15 protein-coding genes are annotated in these 16918 nt (G+C 49.6%); 13 read left to right on the forward strand and 2 right to left on the reverse strand.

The features are described 5' to 3' along the window. Positions 1 to 29 precede the first annotated feature (29 nt). The 6 genes from ACZ5PW_RS09030 to ACZ5PW_RS09055 all read left to right on the forward strand — a co-directional run bounded on the left by ACZ5PW_RS09030 (position 30) and on the right by ACZ5PW_RS09055 (position 7940). On the forward strand, positions 30 to 1958 hold the full coding sequence (locus ACZ5PW_RS09030) for a HEAT repeat domain-containing protein (RefSeq protein WP_464560383.1): 1929 nt from the start codon (positions 30 to 32) through the stop codon (positions 1956 to 1958). Next, positions 1958 to 2836 carry a CheR family methyltransferase gene (locus ACZ5PW_RS09035; protein ID WP_464560059.1) on the forward strand — a complete coding sequence of 293 codons (879 nt, stop codon included), beginning with the start codon at positions 1958 to 1960 and terminating at the stop codon, positions 2834 to 2836. The genes ACZ5PW_RS09030 and ACZ5PW_RS09035 overlap by 1 nt, the downstream gene beginning before the upstream one ends. A gap of 41 nt (positions 2837 to 2877) precedes the next feature. Next, the gene (locus ACZ5PW_RS09040) at positions 2878 to 3696 is read left to right on the forward strand and encodes a ParA family protein (RefSeq protein ID WP_464560061.1); all 819 of its coding nucleotides are present in this window, start codon (positions 2878 to 2880) and stop codon (positions 3694 to 3696) included. Further along, complete coding sequence (locus ACZ5PW_RS09045) at positions 3683 to 4381, forward strand: chemotaxis protein CheW (protein ID WP_464560063.1); 699 nt, start codon at positions 3683 to 3685, stop codon at positions 4379 to 4381. The genes ACZ5PW_RS09040 and ACZ5PW_RS09045 overlap by 14 nt, the downstream gene beginning before the upstream one ends. Continuing rightward, the gene (locus ACZ5PW_RS09050) at positions 4374 to 4742 is read left to right on the forward strand and encodes a response regulator (RefSeq protein WP_464560065.1); all 369 of its coding nucleotides are present in this window, start codon (positions 4374 to 4376) and stop codon (positions 4740 to 4742) included. Before ACZ5PW_RS09045 ends, ACZ5PW_RS09050 begins: the two co-directional genes overlap by 8 nt. 84 nt (positions 4743 to 4826) lie before the next feature. Further along, the gene (locus tag ACZ5PW_RS09055) at positions 4827 to 7940 is read left to right on the forward strand and encodes a chemotaxis protein CheA (protein WP_464560067.1); all 3114 of its coding nucleotides are present in this window, start codon (positions 4827 to 4829) and stop codon (positions 7938 to 7940) included. 104 nt (positions 7941 to 8044) lie between these two features. Here ACZ5PW_RS09055 and ACZ5PW_RS09060 read toward each other — a convergent pair whose 3' ends face one another. Further along, positions 8045 to 9034, reverse strand: a complete 990-nt coding sequence (locus tag ACZ5PW_RS09060; protein ID WP_464560069.1) for a hypothetical protein — start codon at positions 9032 to 9034, stop codon at positions 8045 to 8047. A gap of 395 nt (positions 9035 to 9429) precedes the next feature. Between ACZ5PW_RS09060 and ybgF the strand changes: the two genes are divergently transcribed. The 7 genes from ybgF (at position 9430) to ACZ5PW_RS09095 (ending at position 15403) form a co-directional block, all read left to right on the forward strand. Beyond that, positions 9430 to 10287 (forward strand): tol-pal system protein YbgF, encoded by an 858-nt coding sequence (gene ybgF, locus ACZ5PW_RS09065; protein WP_464560071.1) that lies wholly within the window; start codon positions 9430 to 9432, stop codon positions 10285 to 10287. Positions 10288 to 10307: 20 nt separating this feature from the next. After that, on the forward strand, positions 10308 to 11510 hold the full coding sequence (dprA, locus tag ACZ5PW_RS09070; protein WP_464560073.1) for a DNA-processing protein DprA: 1203 nt from the start codon (positions 10308 to 10310) through the stop codon (positions 11508 to 11510). A gap of 47 nt (positions 11511 to 11557) precedes the next feature. After that, positions 11558 to 11965: a hypothetical protein gene (locus tag ACZ5PW_RS09075; RefSeq protein WP_464560075.1), complete on the forward strand. Its 408-nt coding sequence runs from the start codon at positions 11558 to 11560 to the stop codon at positions 11963 to 11965. 2 nt (positions 11966 to 11967) lie between these two features. Next, positions 11968 to 12804 (forward strand): HDOD domain-containing protein, encoded by an 837-nt coding sequence (locus tag ACZ5PW_RS09080; protein ID WP_464560077.1) that lies wholly within the window; start codon positions 11968 to 11970, stop codon positions 12802 to 12804. Between the two features lie 97 nt (positions 12805 to 12901). Then, positions 12902 to 13870 carry a diguanylate cyclase domain-containing protein gene (locus tag ACZ5PW_RS09085; protein WP_464560079.1) on the forward strand — a complete coding sequence of 323 codons (969 nt, stop codon included), beginning with the start codon at positions 12902 to 12904 and terminating at the stop codon, positions 13868 to 13870. Then, entirely contained in the window at positions 13842 to 14819 is a 978-nt protein-coding gene (xerC, locus tag ACZ5PW_RS09090; protein ID WP_464560081.1) for a tyrosine recombinase XerC, read from the forward strand. Before ACZ5PW_RS09085 ends, xerC begins: the two co-directional genes overlap by 29 nt. A 44-nt stretch (positions 14820 to 14863) precedes the next feature. Further along, positions 14864 to 15403 (forward strand): hypothetical protein, encoded by a 540-nt coding sequence (locus tag ACZ5PW_RS09095; RefSeq protein WP_464560083.1) that lies wholly within the window; start codon positions 14864 to 14866, stop codon positions 15401 to 15403. 268 nt (positions 15404 to 15671) lie between these two features. Here the strand turns inward: ACZ5PW_RS09095 and ACZ5PW_RS09100 are convergent, their stop codons facing one another. Next, the gene (locus ACZ5PW_RS09100) at positions 15672 to 16751 is read right to left on the reverse strand and encodes an NAD(P)H-dependent flavin oxidoreductase (protein WP_464560085.1); all 1080 of its coding nucleotides are present in this window, start codon (positions 16749 to 16751) and stop codon (positions 15672 to 15674) included. Between the last annotated feature and the right edge of the window lie 167 nt (positions 16752 to 16918).

Below are 16918 nucleotides of genomic sequence, written 5' to 3' on the forward strand. Positions count from 1 at the left end.
TGCGGCTTAAAAAAAATGGGGAACTGGCAATGACGGATTGTTCCAAGGTACTGAAAGACCTTAAAAGTGACGACAATGAAGTTATCCGCGAGGCTGCTTTTCAGGCCGGAGAGATGGAGTGTGCCGATGCAGTGCCTGTGTTGGCGGAACTTCTGAAATCGAACCATCTGGGCCTGCAGGAAGCGGCGGATCATGCCCTGCGCAGTATCGGCGGAAAAGGGGCGGTTCAGGCTGTAGTGCCTTTGCTTCGTTCTGATGATGCGCCGGTGCGAAACCTTTCCATGGACATCCTTAGGGAAGTCGGAGCGGAGGATTTTCCATCTCTTGTGGCACTTGTTCACGATGACGATCCGGATATCAGAATTTTCGCGACAGACATTCTCGGGTCCACAGACAGTTTCATGGCGGTTGACCCCCTGTGTGATGCACTTCTGAAAGATCCGGAAGTCAACGTCCGCTATCAGGCTGCGGTAAGTCTAGGTGATCTTGCCAACCCGGCTGCCGCCCGCTGTCTCAACAAGGCCATGCAGGATGATGAATGGGTTCAGTATGCTGTCATTGAGGCTCTGGCCAAGATCAAACATTCCAGTTCTGTGGACGCGCTTGTAAAAGCCTTGAATACCAGTTCCGACCTTGTGGCCTCCATGATTGTTGACGCTCTTGGCGAAATGGGCAATATCAAGGCCGTCACCATGCTCCTGCGCCATCTGGACAGAGCCCCTACCGCGCTTCGCAACAAGATAGTCAAATCAATTGTCAGCATTCTCGGCGGCAAGTCACTTAAGCTTCTTTCTGCTGTAGAGCGTGAAAAACTGCGTGAATACATGCTCATCGCCCTCAAGGATGAGGATGAGGAAGTTCAGGACGCGGCCATAAGCGGGCTGAGTTTTGTCGGCGGGGCCAAGGCTACCGAAGAGGTGCTGAATATTGCCGCCAGACTCAATCCGGACAGGGACAGTGACAGGTTGTCCAGAATCACTGAAGATATGTCCAATCTCAGTTTTAACTCCGCCATGGGAGAAGCTCTCATAAGCGACGATGTAAATAAGGCGGCTCTGGCTGTCCAGCTTATGGCGCGGATGGACGATCCTGAAGTTCCTGTGGCTCTCATGAATGCCTTTGAAGAAAGTGACCGTGATGTGAAACGCGGTATACTCGAAGCTTTGGTAACCACGGCCGGTGAAGAAGCCCAGGAATTTTTCGAAAGGGTTCTTGAAAATGAGCAGGATGGCTCCATGCTCAAGTCGGCTATCCATTTTCTTGGTGGAAAGCAGCGCGATGTCAATGCCGTTGATGGTATATTCGCTCTGCTCAGCCACCCCTACGATGATGTGAAGGAGGCGGCTCTTGACGCTTGCGTGCTTATCGGCGGGGATGAGGTGAACAGTCGTTTTGTAAATCTTTTCAACAGTGATGAACCCATTGATCGCCTTATGGCTGTTTTCGCAATGGGTAAGATTGATGCTAAAGGTAACCTCGAGTATATTAAAAGGGCTCTGGAAGACGAGCTCCCGGATGTCAGGAAGATCGCCCTTGAGGCTCTGCATGACTGCGGATCGCACGAGGAAAGCATGCCTCTTGTTTTTTCCCGGCTGCATGATGAGAACCGGGATGTGCGACTTACCGTTGTTGAGCTTCTGGGGAGCTGCTACCGGGAAGAGGTTATACCGTATTTGATTCAGGCTCTTCAGGATGACGATGACTGGGTCCAGATCCGCGCAGCGGAAGCCCTGGGTGAGCATCGTGAAGAAAGTGCGCTGCCGCAATTAATAACAATGCTGGATTCTCCGCACAAACTTGTGGTTCTCAAGGTGATTGAAGTTCTCGGTTCTATCGGAGGCACCATGGCTTTTCAGGCTTTGCTAGATGTCTCTAATGATGATGCTGATCCGGAGATACTGCAGGCTGCCGAAGAGGCCATTTCAAGAATCCAGGAAGAGCAAGGAGATGGAGACTAGTGTCTTCTCTGTTTTCAAAGACCATATCACTGCGCAAAGAGTTGAAAATTTCCGAGCTGGAGTTTACTCAGCTCAGAGATTTTATCTATGATCAGGCCGGTATATTCATTGCGGGAAACCGTAAGTATCTGCTTGAGAACCGTCTGTCCAACCGCTTGAAGGAGCTCAACCTAAAGAGTTTCGGCGAGTATTACTATTACCTGCAGTATGACCCCGGTAAAAAAGCGGAGCTTAACAAACTCTTTGAGGTTATCACAACCAACGAGACCAGTTTTTACCGCAATCCTCCTCAGCTCAAAGTCTTCCAGACCAAGGTCCTGCCGGGAATTCTTGATGAGTTGCGCAAAAAACGTAGAAAGAGGTTGAGAATATGGTCTGCAGGGTGCTCCACAGGTGAAGAACCATATACTCTCGCTATGATTATTCATGACGTGCTTGGTTCAGAACTTTCTTCCTGGGATATCAAAATTACAGCCAACGACCTTTCAGAAAAGGTTCTTAAGTCGGCTAGACGTGCTGTATACAGCGAGTATGCTCTGCGTACCACTCCCAAGGAGATTGTGAAGAAGTATTTTGATCAGGACGGCAAAGAGTACAAGGTTAAGCCTGTCATAAAACAGTTGGTAAGCTTCGGGCAGATCAACCTCAGTGACAGGATGCAGGTGAAAAGAGTTGAAAAGTCCGAGATCGTTTTCTGCAGAAACGTAATTATTTATTTTGATGAAGCTATGAAAAAGAAGGTTATCAACGCATTTTACGATAACCTTATAAAAGGCGGATATCTGATTATCGGGCATTCGGAGTCTCTGCATAATATAACAAGGGCTTTCAAGCCCGTGCATCATCCCGGTGCAATTATTTACCAGAAGCTGGAATAGCAGCGGTCTGCGGTAATTAAATTTTAAATCTGCGGACTGATATGGATACTGATAAGGAAATGCAGTCGGAAAGGGCTGTCGGCAGGGCCAGAGTTCTGGCCATTGCCAACCAGAAAGGAGGAGTGGGCAAAACGACAACGGCGCTTACTCTGGCCGAGGCTCTCAGCAGGCTTTCAAAAAAAGTATTGGTGATTGATCTGGACCCGCATGCAAACGCTTCGGTCCACATGTCCTTCTACCCTGAAACCCTGACGGTAACGGCACATGATCTTTTTTACGAAAACGCCGACTTTGACAAAGTCTGGCCGGGCATAGTCCAGAAACGAGAATGGGCGGGATTTGATTTCGTCCCAGCCAGCATTAGACTCTCGGAACTGGAGGTGGATTTAAAGGACAGGAAAAATAAAGGAATGGTGCTTTCAAATGCTTTGGAAAATATTAAAGAGCATTATGACTATATACTTATCGACTGTCCGCCTCATGTGGGAGTTCTGCTTGTAAATGCCATTGTGGCTTCGGATTGTGTGCTGATACCCATACAGACCGACTTTCTGGCTCTTTACGGTATCCGGTTGCTCTTTGATACAATTAAGATTCTCAACAAGGTTCTGCCCAGTCCGGTAAAATTCATGGCTTTGCCCACAATGTATGACGGAAGGGCCGGAGCATGCAGGAAAATCCTCAATCTGATCAGGAGAAAGCTTGGGGATAAGGTGTTCAGCACCATAATCCATATGGATACAAAGTTTAGAGAGGCCTGCGCCAGTGGACGGATCATTTATGATATTGATCCCAAGACACGGGGTGCAATGGAATATACGCAGTTGGCAAGAGAGATAATCAGAAATGAAAACTCCTGAAGAATATTTCGAAGAGAACGTTAACCTGCCCAGCGAGGAAAAGCAGGCCGGAAACTACACTGATGCCGAAGTCGCTTTTATGGACAAGTATATGGGCATAGGTGGACAGGCGGCCTTCAGCGGAATAAAGCAGGTCGACCCGCGCGGCGGGGCAGCTCCCGGATTAGGGGTGTCCCCTGCCGGAGTTCAACGTTCTGAAGATGATCTTCCCGATGATTTCGAAGACCGGATTCGCGAGGATGATGAGATTCAACTGGTCAGTTTTATTGTTGGCGACCGTGAGTACGGACTGCCTATTATGCTGATTCAGGAAGTGGTCAAGAAAATACCTGTGACTCTTCTGCCCGCGGCTCCTCAGTTCATGCAGGGCATAATAAATTTGCGCGGCAGGGTCACTCCGGTTCTGGATCTCAGACATCTGCTGCATGACGGAGGCGGGGTCCGCGACCAGTTTGTAGTAGTTTGCAAACATAAGGGTCTTCAAATAGGATTGGCCATCAGCGCGGTCCGCACCATGTACCGTGCCGAAAAAAAAGATCTGGTTTGGAGTGTGGAAGCAGAGGTGGGTGTGGCCTCGGAATTCCTGCTCGGTCTTTACAAATATAATGATAAGCTGGTGAACATTCTTTCCGTCGACAGGCTGGTTGAGCAGATTTTAAAGAGTGAAGGAGAGGGAAATGCCTAAACATATTCTGATAGTGGACGATTCAAAGACTGTAAGAAACCTCGTCGCCTTCATCATGAAAAAGGAAGGGTTCAAGGTTACTACTGCTGAAGACGGTCTTGACGGTCTTGAAAAACTGTACAGCCTGGATCAGGTAGATCTGATTATTTCAGACGTCAACATGCCCAGAATGGACGGTTTTACCTATATCAAAACCGTTCGTGAGCAGGACGCTTACAAGGATATCCCCATTATTGTTCTTTCCACGGAAGGGCAGGAAAAGGATATTCAGACCGGTTTGAGCCTCGGGGCGAATCTCTACATGGTAAAACCGGCACAGCCTGAAAAAATGGTTAAAAACATTAAAATGCTTCTGGGCTGATTTGTACAATTCTCCGGACTTGGATAAATTTGACTTAACAGCTTTGAACTATTGCAGACGAACTTTTAATACAGGGGACTCTAGATGAGCCAGGATTTCATGGATCCTGAAATCTTTGCAGATTTCATTATCGAAGCCAGAGAGCATCTCGAAACAATTGAGCCCAACCTGCTTGAGCTTGAGAACAATCCCGAGAATCTTGGGCTGCTGAATGAAATTTTCAGACCGATGCATTCCCTTAAAGGGGCATCGGGTTTTCTGGGGTTGAATGTCATCAACGGATTAGCCCATAGAGCCGAGAATATTCTTGATGAGCTTCGCAAAGGCGAAATTGCCGTCACTTCCGAAATTATGGATGTTATCCTCGCAGCTACCGACCTGCTGCGGCAGCTTATAGATAATCTGGACGAACTTGGAAATGAAGGTGAAGTTGATACGTCAGGGACAATTGAGCGTATCGACGCGATCATGGCTGGAGAGACTGTTCCTGCCCAGGCCGGAAATGCAGCAGAGCAGAACAGTACCAAACCGGAACCTGAGATGGAGCCGGAACCGGACCCTGAACCGGAAATTGAAGAGGTTGAACCGGAACCGGTAATCGAAGAACAATTTGAAGAACCTGAAATTGAATTGTCGGAGGTCGAAATGGTGCAGGACTCTAATTCACCTGATTCTTCAGGCCGCAAGCAATCGTTTCAGTTCGTAGCAATTGTCAACGAAAATGCTGATCCGTACAAGCTGACCACGGTTGGCGAAGGTCATCTGGCTGATTTTCTTGAGGAAGCTCATGAAATAATTGAGAACCTTACTAATGGTCTGCTCGAGCTGGAGCAGGACCCCGAAGGCAATGATGACCTGATAAATGATATTTTCAGATATTTTCACAACCTCAAAGGCAATAGTGGTATCATAGGTTTCAGGGAGCTCAATTCTCTTACCCATGAAGCTGAGACTCTGCTCAATAAAGTCCGCAAGGGTGAGGTTTCTGCTAGCAGAGATATGATTGATCTGCTTTTGGCGGTTGTTGATGGAATTGAGGCTCTCATTGCCCATGTCACTCCCTCTACCGGCGAAGTTCAGCCATTGGATATGGACCAGCTCATTGATCCTCTGCAGGAAGCGGTGGAGAAGGGGCATGTCATCGCGCCTGAAGGAGAAGCCGAGGAAGAGTCTGCCGAAGTCGAGGAAGATTCGGAAACTGAGATGCAAGAGTCTGGTGATGATTCAATTGACGGACTTGATCCGGAAGATGTCTCCATTTTTCAGCAGACCGTTCAGCAGCAGATAGATAATATTCAGTTGGCTTTGAAAACACTCGGAGAGGATTCCGGACAGAAGGATTACATTGACGGCCTGTACCGGAGTCTGGTGTCTATTCAGAATTCCGGTGGTTATATGGGGTTTGACGACCTGCGGGAATACGCTGAACGTACTGCAGGTCTTGTTGATCAGGCCCGTTCATCCGATATGGATTTTTCTTTGATGCTAGACCTGCTGAGGCAGGAATGCGGCATCATCTCTGAGATGATTGATTCTGCAGTAGCTGAGCTTAAAGGTGATGATGGTGATGCAGCGCCTGAGGCGAAGCCCGAGCCGAAGCCTGAGCCGAAGCCTGAGCCGAAGCCCGAGCCGAAGCCTGAACCAAAGCCCGAGCCGAAGCCTGAGGCGAAGCCCGAGCCGAAGCCTGAGCCGAAGCCCGAGCCGAAGCCTGAGCCGAAGCCTGAGCCGAAGCCCGAGCCGAAGCCTGAACCAAAGCCCGAGCCGAAGCCTGAGGCGAAGCCCGAGCCGAAGCCTGAGCCGAAGCCCGAGCCGAAGCCTGAGCCGAAGCCTGAGCCGAAGCCCGAGCCAAAGCCTGAGCCGAAGCCCAAGGCCGCACCGGCTCCTAAGCCTGCCTCGGCCAAGAAAGAGGCTGCTGCGCCTGCAACCAAGCAGGCCAAACCCAGACCCGCATCAAGTGCTCAGCAGGCTTCGACTTCAAAGCCTAAAGCGATGTCGACTATCAGGGTTGACCATCAGAAGCTTGACCACCTGATGAACCTCATCGGTGAGCTGATTATCAGCCGCGGACGTTACACAATGCTGGCCCGAGGTCTTGAGGAAGGCCAGATGGAAGTCCCGATTGTTGCACAGCAGCTGACCGAGACCACTTACGCACTGTCCAGAATTTCCGATGACCTTCAGGATACCATCATGAAGGTCCGCATGGTTGCGGTGCAGACAGTATTTTCTAGATTTCCCCGTCTGGTTCGTGACCTCAGCCGCAAAAGCGGAAAGAGGGTTGAGCTGATCACTGAAGGCGAAGAGACTGAACTCGATAAGAGTGTTGTCGAAGAGATCGGTGATCCTCTGGTTCACCTGATCAGGAACTCGGTGGACCACGGTCTCGAACCTGAAGAGGAACGCCTCGCCACAGGTAAACCGCCACAGGGACATGTCTGGCTGCGCGCCTATCACAAAGGTAACTCGGTTGCCATTGAGGTTGAAGATGATGGGCGTGGTATTGATCCTGAAAAAATGCGTAATGTCGCGATCAAGAAGGGAGTTATTTCTCCTGAAGAAGCGCGCAATCTTGATGATCGTGAAGCTATTGAACTTATTTTTGCTCCCGGATTTTCTTCCGCGGAAAAGGTTACAGATATCTCCGGCCGTGGGGTTGGTATGGACGTTGTCCGCAACAACATCAAGGATCTTAAGGGAAGCGTGCACATCTCTTCAGAGGTGGGCAAAGGCTCCAAATTCACCCTGACCCTGCCGTTGACTCTGGCTATCATCGATGCGCTGATGGTTCAGATCAACGGAGCGAACTACGCAATTCCTCTGGATGCTGTTTCTGAAACCACCAAGATTGAGGCGGAGAGACTTACCGAAGTAAACAACCGCAAGGCTGTAACCCTCCGGGGCGAAGTCCTGGGTATCGCGGAACTTGCCGACCTGCTGGAACAGCCGGTAAGCGATCCTGACCGCGAGGTTCTTCCGGTGGTCATCATTCATGATAACGAGCGCAGGCTCGGACTGGTCGTGGACAGGCTGTTGGAGCGGCAGGAAATTGTTATCAAGCCGCTTGGTAACTACCTCAACGGTTTCGACCTCAAGGGAGTTTCAGGAGCTACCATTATGGGTGACGGTAGCGTGGTACTGATCCTTGATCCTCATGAAATTTACAGCATGGCGACAGTAAAAGGCGGTAAGCAGCCTTAGACCTTAAAGACGTTCGAGTTTCTAATAAATAAAAATCCCCCGAAGATAACTTCGGGGGATTTTTTGTTCAAATGATGGAGGCTGATGCTTTATTGTGACCGGGCTTAATGGGCCTGCGTTGCCATGAGCATGTAAAGCTGCATTGCTCCGCCCATAAGAGCCGCATGTGCGATTATAAGCAGGAAAGGAGCAAATCCGAGACCGATTTTATGTCTCATGGGAGTTTCACTCTTCCAGGCTACGACCCATACCGCACAGCAGACAAAGATGAGAAAAAGAGCACTGCCGAAGGTCATTGCAATGGTTAAATCCTTGTAGAGGATTTCGAAACCGGGGTTGATCATGTAGTACACAACGCCTGTAACCGCTGTAAGCATACCGCAGGTAGGGGCTAGGGCCCATTTGGAAACAACTGGCAGGGAAAACTTGTAGTAGTCGCGTCCGAAGTCATCCTTGTTGCGCCTCAGGACAAGATAGAATCCTCCGGCGGTTGCAGCGAAGGAAAGAGCCATGATCAGGTACAGGCCCACCAGAAACATTTCCGCCTTGCCGGGCACTGCCATGAAATAGGTATAAAATGGAACCTGCGGAACAGCGGGAGTCGCGCTTTCGGGAAGAAGGGCGAAGAACTGTTTCATGACAACGGTGGCGACATGAATGGAAGCAACCCCGCCAAGCATACCGATAAAACCGAGACACATATGCAGCGGTTTGCTTTTCTTCAGTTTTTTCCAGGTCATTTTGTAGGGAATCAGTCCGAGCAGTGCAACGGCAAGTGTGATGTAGAACATCATTACCGGGGATGACGGATTGATCAGCCACTCTTTAAGCCAGGGCAGTTTACGGCAGAAATATGCTGCCGCGCCTCCAAGGCAGATTATAAAAAGAAAGTACAAGATCAGGGTCATCGCCGTGATCTGCTGGGCCAGTTTGTCGTAAAAAATCTTTTTGCGGGCCTTGGCCGTGATCTCCAGGATCACCGCCAGAATAGGTGCGCCGATGGCGGCCAGTGTCGTAAAATCTACAACGGCCTTGGGCAGCATCTGGACGGTTAAAAGGCCCGCAAGTCGAATCGGTTCCATGGGAATGTTCATTTTTTGCTTCCTTGAATGTGGTGTCGCCTTACAGGTAAGTTCCTTTCAGTAAAAAGCAAGCCTTGATTCATTCTGTAGTAAAAATCCGCTGCGTACAGGCTGTTTCGGAAGGACTGAGTTTCAGTCCGTGGAAGTCTCAACCCTTTCGGGGCAGTCTGCCGCAATCAGGCAGGATCAGAGCTTTCTTTTGTGTGAACTTTTGCCTTAATTTCGGCCCGGAAGCAAGGGCGCTGAGGCAAACATTCTGTAAAAGGCGTGATATACTTGCCAAATGGTCACAAGTGGCCTACTTTAAACCAGTTGAAACTTGAGCCAAATCCATAATTTAAAAGATGGACGAATATTTTAACCCCAATTTGCATCAGGGCTCGACAAGTTATCTGGAGATATTTTTGATGAAGTATATTCGCATCGTATCCATATTCGTACTGTCCATAGCGCTTAGCGGATGCCTTGGCGCAAAGAATACCGAGCCTGAAAGCCCTGCGTGGGGTGGAAGTGAGGAGTGGCGCCTGAAAAGCCTTGAGGAGAATTTTCTCAATTTCAAGGAAGGTCTGCGCAAGCAGAATGATCAGATTGAACGGAATCATAATGAGACAACAGCCCAGATTGATACCCTGCAGAAGCGTATGGGTGAGATTGATTCCACTCTGGCCGAGCTCAAGGAAAATCAGCAGAAAATGATGGCCATGAAGAGCGAAGAGGAGATAGTTCCTGTTCCGGTCCCTGTGGCTGTCACCGAGGAGGTTGTTCAGGGTGGAGCCCAGAGCGGCGAAGAAAAACCCTGGATGAATGTTCCCGGCGAGAATCAGGCCGCGACTGAAACCAAAACTGCCGCAGAACCTTCTCCTCAGAAAAAAGCCAAGGCTTCCGGTCTCAGTGGAGATGCTCTTTATCAGGAAGGAGTGCGTCTTGTAATGAACGACCAGCCTCTCAAGTCACGCGATCTTCTCAATCAGTATATCAGTGAAAACCCGAAAGCAAAACTCACTCCCAACGCTCTGTACTGGCTTGGAGAAACTTACTATTCGGAAAAAAGTTTTGCCCAGTCCATCCTGAAATTCAAAGAAGTCAGCAGACGCTTCCCCAAAGCCGGCAAGGTACCGGATTCCATGCTCAAGATAGGTCTTGCTTATGATAAACTCGGTGACCGTGAAAATGCCATTTTCTACCTCAAAACCCTGATTGAAGATTACCCCCGCTCAGCTCCGGCCGGAATAGCCAAGGAGAGGCTGCGGGAAATCGAGGGGTAGTCGGGCAGCGGCGGCGTCAGTTGAGTTCCCTTAAGGAAGAATATTTCGCCTGTCTGGCCCTGCGCCATACTCCCGGAATCGGGCCGCGTACATGGTCCGGGCTGCTCAATAATTATTCCGGGGCTTACGAAGCATTGAAAAACAGTTCCCGCTGGGTAGATGCCGGGTTGGCTTCAGAGCTGTGCTCCGAAAACGCAGCCAAGGAACTCTGGCGGAAAAAAGCCGAGGAAGAGTACCTTGAGGCCATGAGGCTGGGATTCGGTGTTCTTCCCTGGACTCATCCTTTTTTCCCTGCCGCACTTAAAGAAATTCCGGACCCTCCCGCCTACCTTTATTATTACGGTGATCCTGATCTGCTTAAAAATGCGGCTGTTGCCGTTGTCGGTTCCCGCAAAAGCAGCAGGCTCGGACTGGAAAATGCCAGAAGAATATCCCGGGACCTCGCGGCAAAAGGTGTGACTGTTGTTTCCGGCTTTGCAAGAGGTATCGACAGCTGTGCCCATGCCGAGGCGCTGAAAGAGGTTGGATCATCAATAGCGGTTCTTGGAACCGGGCTTGATATAGAAAACTATCCCACTGATAGTGGAGGCTTGAGGCGAGAACTTATTGATAAAGGATTGATACTGTCCGAATTTGCCCCGGGAACGAGGCCCTATTCCACAAATTTCCCTTTCCGAAATAGAATTATCAGTGGACTCAGTACCGGAGTTCTGGTGGCCGAGGCCGATATCGCCAGTGGAAGCCTCATCACAGCCCGGCTCGCGGCTGAGCAGGGAAGGGAGGTCATGGCCCTGCCCGGTCCGCTCGGAGACAAATGTTTTTCCGGCTGTCTCAAGCTGATCAAGGAGGGAGCGGCGCTTGTGGAGACTGCCGAAGATGTTTTAATGAACATCGGTTATGCCCTTGAAAGATCTATGAATGATGATTCTGTAAAAAGCGGCAGTTTGAAGGTCCGGAGTGGTCGCGCCTTGAAAGCTGCCCCGGATAATAATATACAGCACAATGAAAGATCTGGTGAAGTGGCAGTTGATATCAGTGCACTGGAAAAGCCTCAAAGTGATATTGCCGCTTTTCTTTCCAGTGACGGTAAGCAGCATATCGATGAAATTGCGCGTAAAACAGGACTGGACGTATCTATTGCGGGAGCTGTAATACTCGGTATGGAAGTTCAGGGAATAGTTGTGCGCTTTCCCGGCATGTATTATGATCTTCTACGATTCTGATTTTACTGCAGCCATATTTTTGATTTTTATTAGGAGATGTTCGACTGATGCAGAAAATTCCAGTTAAGCTTGCGGAACCGGGAATGAAGCTCGCCAAGCCTGTCACCCGCGATAATGGAATGGTTGTGCTTGCGGAGGGGCTTGAACTTTCCGACGGCATAATCAACAAGTTGAAATCAATGGATGTCGAACGAATTGTGGTAAAAGGCAATCCTGTTGATCTCGGAGATGCCGGCGATTCCTCCTGGGCTCAGAAGGCTGAACGGCTGGATTATCTTTTTCGCGGTTACTCCCGTGATAAATGGATGTTCAGGGTGAAAGGATTCTTTCGGGAGTATTTCAACCTGAAGGCGGCCGCGCAGAAAGCTGAAGAGGAAGCTGAAAGACTGGCCGAGGAACAGGCTGCTGCGGAAGCGGCTGCGGCTGAAGAAGCTGCGAACGGCGGGGAGAATTAAGTATGGATCAAGATCTCAAGACCAGCGTCAAGGGGCAGATTCTGTCCACTTCCGACCTGCCCACTCTTCCCATTGTCCTTGACGAAGTCACCAAACTTGTTGATGACCCCAATTCATCAACAGAACAGGTGGCGAAAGTCATCTCTCAGGATCAGGTGCTTTCCGCTAAAGTTCTGAAGATGGTCAACTCGCCCATTTACGGTTTCCCGGGCAGGATAACCACCATTCAGCACGCTCTTGTTCTGCTTGGACTTAACGTCATACGCGGAATTATTATTTCAACCTCTGTTTTCGACATGATCCAGCAGGCCATGTCCGGCCTTTGGGAACATAGTCTCGGGTGCGCCATCGCCAGTGGTTCCATTGCCAAGGCGGCGGGATTTGAAGACCCTGAAGAATTTACCGTTGCGGGGCTTCTTCATGATCTCGGAAAAGTTGTTACCGCGGTACAGCTGCCTGAACTGAATGAAGCCGTTCGAATGACTGTAAAGGAAAAGGACGTTTGCTACTATGAAGCTGAGCGCATGATTCTGGGCTTCGGACACGACCGCATTAATGCCTGGCTGGCCCGGCACTGGCATCTGCCGCCGAATGTTCGTGAGGCCATGACTTATCACCATCATCCCGACCGTGCGCAGTTCTATCAGCAGACCGCGGCGGTGGTTCATGTTGCCGATTTCATGGTGCGTCTTTTCGAATACGGCAGTGGTGGAGATGATCAGATTTCGTATTTCAAACCAGCTGCTATGAAAATCCTCAAGCTTAAGATGAAAGATCTTGAGCCGGTTATGGATGAACTCTCGGATCAGTTTGTTGAAATTTCCGGTTTCGGATTTTAACTGATTCTGATTATTTTTTTGTAACAGGACCGTTCTCCCCAGTTTATTTCTTATTGGAATCTTTGACGTGTGCGTTTAGTAATGCTAAGCGTAGCCCATGGACAATAATAAGAATCACGGCCTGTTGGGGCTGCCCCGGCAACGGGCTATCCTTGTCTCTCCTGATGAGAAGCTTAAGAACCTCGTTACGTCGATATGGACGGACGAGGTTCTGGAGTTTACATGCTATCCTCAGGCCAAGGGAGCGGTGGAACATCTTTTCAATGATCCTCCGGACCTGCTTATTGTCGACAACAGGCTGGAGGATATTCCCGCAGCCGAACTTGCCAGACTGGTCAAAAGTGAAAATGTCTATCGTCAACTGCCCGTTATCCTCTGCCTTGATGATTGTGACCTTGAAAAGGCCTGGGACTGGAACAAAATTGAAATAGATGATTTTCTGCTCCGTCCTTTTTTCGAGCCTGTTGTACGGGAGAGGGTGAACCTTACTCTCTGCCGGGCCATGCGGGCCATGGACGCCAATCCTCTCTCCAAACTTCCCGGAAATACTTCCATCATTCAGCGTATTCAGAGTCTTATCGATCGTAAGCAGGATTTTGCACTCGCTTACTGCGATCTAGATTATTTCAAGTCCTTCAATGACAAATACGGCTTCTCCCGTGGTGATGAGGTGCTTCTGATGAGTGCGCGCATCATAGTGAACACGGTTAAAAGCTATCCCGCAGAGCAGACTTTTGTCGGCCATGTGGGTGGTGACGACTTTGTAGTAATTACTTCTCCCGATATCATTGAAGAGGTCTGCCAGCGTATAATTTTTTCCTTTGATGGTATTGTGCCCAATTTCTACGACATGGAAGACCGAAAACGCAAATCCATCGTCTCTACCGACCGTCAGGGCAATGTGCAGACTTTTCCGCTTATGGCTATATCAATCGCTGTTGTATTTAATATAAACGGAACTCTGAAGCATTTTGGTGAAGCATCTGCAATTGCCATGGGCCTTAAAAAGAAAGCCAAGGAAAACCCCAAGAGCAGCTATGTCCTCGACCGCCGCCAAAAATTATAAACAGCCTGAGTCGGTTCAGGTTTTCATGACCTATCTGGATGTGGAGAAAAGATCTTCCGTTGCCACTTTGCGTTCATATGAAAAGGACCTCGAGCAGTTTGAGGATTTTCTGAAAGAACGGAAGAAGAGTCTAGCAAATCCCGGTAAAATCACCGCCGACCACATCCGGGCATGGCTTTCAAGGCTGCACGGGCAGAAACTTGCAAAGTCTACAATGTCCCGCAAGCTTTCATCCTTACGCTCGTTTTTCAAATATATGGTCAAGCACCGTTTTATTGCCGCCGACCCCATGGTGGGCATACGCAATCCCAAGCAGGAAATACGGCAACCGCGCGCCCTTAATGTCGATCAGGCCGTCAGCATTATGGACTCTCATGTCGGGGCCGAGCCACAGGATAAGCGTGATCTTGCTTTGGTCGAGCTTCTTTACGGTTCCGGTCTGAGAGTTAGTGAGGCTATTTCGCTTGATATGTTTGATGCTGATATTTCGGGCGGGGTGGTTCGGGTGTCCGGTAAAGGTAACAAAGAGCGGCTGTCACCGCTCAGTGACGCGGCCTGCAAGGCGCTGGATGATTATCTGGCAGTGCGTTCCGAACTTAGTCCGGCTCTGGAGGAGCAGGCTCTATTCGTCGGGAACCGGGGTGGTCGTATAAATCGCAGGCAGGTCAACCGCATTCTGGCCCGCATGGCCGAGCAGGCCGGGGTTTTCGGGGGAGTGCATCCGCATATGATGAGGCATAGTTTCGCGTCTCATATGCTGCAGTCCGGTGCGGATATGCGCTCGGTGCAGGAACTGTTGGGGCATGAGAATTTGAGTACTACCCAGCGTTACACCCATCTGAACTTGCAGCAGATTATGAATGTTTACGACAAGGCCCACCCGTTGGCGGGGAACCAGTCTCCTGATTCCCCTAAGGAAGAGGATGAGGATCAGTTTCTGAAATTCTGAATCGGGACGGAAGTCATCAACTCAGCAACACCGGAGGAAGCTTCATGAAAAAACAGACCGCAGCCGCAGTGACCAATGCTATTGACGCAAAAAGTGAGGAGGCCCGGAAAGATGCTCTTTTCGAGATTCGCTCCCTGAAGAAGGATCTGGCTCAGCTTGAGAAGGAGCTTTCTTCTAAAAAGTCCGAGATTGAAGATCCGGCTTTCGATCTGGTCCACAGCGCATTTGAAATTTTCCGCCATACGCAGGTTATGGCAGAGAACCGTAAGCTCAATCAGCAGATAGATGAGAGCCTGGAAAAGGCTTCGTACAAGGACTATCTTGATTCCAAGGGCGCAAGGGTTCTCAAAAAACCCGAGGGCTGGCACTGGATCTCCCCTCAGGGAGAAATGCATTACCTCGGTGAAGCAAACGACACTCAGGCCGCAGCGGAAAAACTCGAATCAATAGTATCCACCAAACGTAAGAAGCCTGCCGCTAAAAAGGCCGCTCCTAAGGCTCCAGCTAAAAAAGCAGCGCCCAAGAAGTCCGCTCCCAAGGCGGAGGAGGGTAAGGAAGAATCTGAACAGGTTGAGAATAAGTAAGAATTGGTTGCGGGATTTTACAGCTTGTTTTGGTAGGAGAAGCAAAAGCAGCTGAGAGTTGAAAAGTTCAATATGGTGACTTGCGGCATAATCAGAGAATCATGTTTTAATCATGCCCGGTTTGAACGGTTTGCAGCATGTTTCTGATTGTTAAAATTTGCAAATAAAAAATGTTTAAAATTGAACTTTTCTCAGCGTCGATTTCAAAGAATACAAAAAAGGGGTGCTCCGTAAGGAACCCCCCTTTTATTATTGCAGATGAACTTTTTTATCTTGCGCAGGCTTTGTTGAATTCTGTTTTCAGGTCGGTGATAAGCTGTTTCACCGAGATAATCTTGTCGGTTCTCCATGCGTTGGAACCGGCAAAGGCGAATCCGTTTTTCAGTTTACCGCGCTGGGCATTGATAAGAGCGGAAGCAATGCAGTAGGGGCTGTCTTCCACCTTGCAGCTCTTGATGCAGTGGAAGGGGCATTTGAAAGGAGATTTCTTGCCGCTGCTCACCGCCTGCAGGAAGTCGTTGTTAACCGCGCGGCCGGGAAGTCCTACCGGGCTCTGGATAACAGCCATATCTTCTTTGGTGGCGTTCACATATGCCTGCTTGAACTCTTCATCAGCGTCGCATTCGTGAGTGGCAACAAATCTGGTTCCCATCTGCACTCCTGCCGCGCCCATTTCTATGAACTTGCAGATATCTTCACCGGAGTAAACACCGCCTGCCGCGATGACAGGGATGGTTTTACCGGTTTTTTCTTCGTAAGGTTTAACGGCCTTGATAACTTCAGGGAGAATGTTTTCAAGGGCGAATTTGGGGTCGTCAAGCTGTTCACGCTTGAAGCCGAGGTGGCCGCCGGCCATTGGGCCTTCAACCACGAATGCATCCGGGATGTAGTCGAATCTGGACATCCACTTTTTGCAGATGATGGATGCCGCGCGACCGGAGGATACAATGGGGACCAGTTTGGTCTTTGCTCCATCGGTGAGGTATTTAGGCAGGTCAAGAGGCAGACCCGCACCAGAGAAAATGACGTCAGCGCCTTCTTTAACAGAGGTGGAGACCATGTCGGCAAAGTTGGACAGGGCAACCATAATGTTAACCCCGAGAACGCCGGAAGTCATTTCCTTTGCTTTTCTTATTTCTTCGGTAAGTGCATCGATGTGCGCCTTGGCATGGTCCTTACCGCCGTTTTTGCTGGTAAGTCCGATCATCGCGGCGGCGATAACGCCGATTCCGCCCTCTTTAGCCACTGCAGAAGCAAGGCCGGAAAGAGAGATTCCTACACCCATGCCACCCTGAATAACGGGCACTTTGGCAACAAGGTCGCCAATTTTGAGCTGAGGAAGATTCATACTTAAGTTCTCCTGTTGCTGTATATGTTAAAACTGCCCTTCCCTGTAGCAATGCTATAGTAAAACAATGTCGGGGTGAGGATCACCCAAGATACATACACCCCTGTATTTATTGCTTTCGAGCAGCTTTTCTGTCCGAGGAAAGTTTTTTCCTGTATATGGAGTTA

The sequence above is a fragment of the Maridesulfovibrio salinus genome (assembly GCF_055394525.1).

Coding starts and splice junctions, on each gene's coding strand:
- ACZ5PW_RS09045 (WP_464560063.1), top strand. CDS start 3,683: ATGAAAACTCCTGAAGAATATTTCGAAGAGAACGTTAACCTGCCCAGC.
- ACZ5PW_RS09075 (WP_464560075.1), top strand. CDS start 11,558: ATGCAGAAAATTCCAGTTAAGCTTGCGGAACCGGGAATGAAGCTCGCC.
- ACZ5PW_RS09040 (WP_464560061.1), top strand. CDS start 2,878: ATGGATACTGATAAGGAAATGCAGTCGGAAAGGGCTGTCGGCAGGGCC.
- ACZ5PW_RS09030 (WP_464560383.1), top strand. CDS start 30: ATGACGGATTGTTCCAAGGTACTGAAAGACCTTAAAAGTGACGACAAT.
- ACZ5PW_RS09095 (WP_464560083.1), top strand. CDS start 14,864: ATGAAAAAACAGACCGCAGCCGCAGTGACCAATGCTATTGACGCAAAA.
- xerC (WP_464560081.1), top strand. CDS start 13,842: ATGTCCTCGACCGCCGCCAAAAATTATAAACAGCCTGAGTCGGTTCAG.
- ACZ5PW_RS09060 (WP_464560069.1), bottom strand. CDS start 9,034: ATGAACATTCCCATGGAACCGATTCGACTTGCGGGCCTTTTAACCGTC.
- ybgF (WP_464560071.1), top strand. CDS start 9,430: ATGAAGTATATTCGCATCGTATCCATATTCGTACTGTCCATAGCGCTT.
- ACZ5PW_RS09055 (WP_464560067.1), top strand. CDS start 4,827: ATGAGCCAGGATTTCATGGATCCTGAAATCTTTGCAGATTTCATTATC.
- ACZ5PW_RS09080 (WP_464560077.1), top strand. CDS start 11,968: ATGGATCAAGATCTCAAGACCAGCGTCAAGGGGCAGATTCTGTCCACT.
- ACZ5PW_RS09050 (WP_464560065.1), top strand. CDS start 4,374: ATGCCTAAACATATTCTGATAGTGGACGATTCAAAGACTGTAAGAAAC.
- ACZ5PW_RS09085 (WP_464560079.1), top strand. CDS start 12,902: ATGGACAATAATAAGAATCACGGCCTGTTGGGGCTGCCCCGGCAACGG.
- ACZ5PW_RS09100 (WP_464560085.1), bottom strand. CDS start 16,751: ATGAATCTTCCTCAGCTCAAAATTGGCGACCTTGTTGCCAAAGTGCCC.